The following is a 947-nucleotide window of genomic DNA, read 5'->3' on the forward strand; positions in this document are numbered from 1 at the left end:
GATTTGAACTCACCGAAACCTTTCCATGAGTTAGTGCATCTACAACTGCAGTTAAATTTTTCTCTTTTGCAAAAACCCAGGTGGTTGGCGTACCAACATAATTATATTCAGCTTGGTAGGTGTTTGCACCTGGTTTTTCAGCCCCTGTAGGTACTCCGTGATGTGCATCACTTCCTCCTCTTCCTGTCATCATCCTTCCGGATGAAAGCATATCATCCCAAATCATAATTGCATTGGCATTTTTTGGCCAAACTGACGAATTCCAAACTTCAATCGATTGAACCAGATCATAAGAAAAACCAAAATTGTCTTTTCCGCTTGGATGGTTTGCTGATAAGTGAATATTAAGAGACTTCTTCACTTTACCAATATTAACATCACGTTCATCTCGAACATCAAATAAGCGTTTATGATGATAGGGTTTATCAGAAAATACGTTTCCATGACCTCTGGTTGTCGTCCATTCTGCACCATATAGCAATAGAAGCGAGTCTGATTTAAATTCTGGATCTGCCCAGGTATGGTGTTCCACATCACCATCTACATGATTATCGTGATCTGTAATACACACATAATCCATTTTAACAGATTTAGAAAAATTAATGATCTTTTCAATCGAATTATTCGATGATTCTGTGCTATGCCGTGAATGCACATGTAAGTCGCCTTTTAGCCAAAATCCTTTTGAAAGTAAAACAGGTTTAGCTGTATTTTGTTGAGCTTTGACAATACTTACATTCAAAAGTATAGCGATACATATAATCGGAATTCTTGTTTTACACTTTACTTTCATTTTTCATTTTTTTAAAAAATTACCTGCATTGCTGTTTGAAATTATTTATGCCTTAACTAAAAATGACTCTGGCATTTCGGCCGCCTTTAACATGAAATTATGCAATTCACAATTTTTAATGAAAGGCTTTAAGTTTTCTGAACCTGGGCCAAAC

1 protein-coding gene is annotated in these 947 nt (G+C 36.0%); it reads right to left on the reverse strand.

Annotated features, from left to right (window positions below):
- On the reverse strand, nt 1-793 hold a 793-nt coding region (locus AC1DND_RS28550), incomplete at its 3' end, for a CehA/McbA family metallohydrolase (protein ID WP_477586306.1).
- Nucleotides 794-947 lie beyond the last annotated feature (154 nt).

It is taken from the genome of Pedobacter sp. 01N416 (assembly GCF_056399685.1).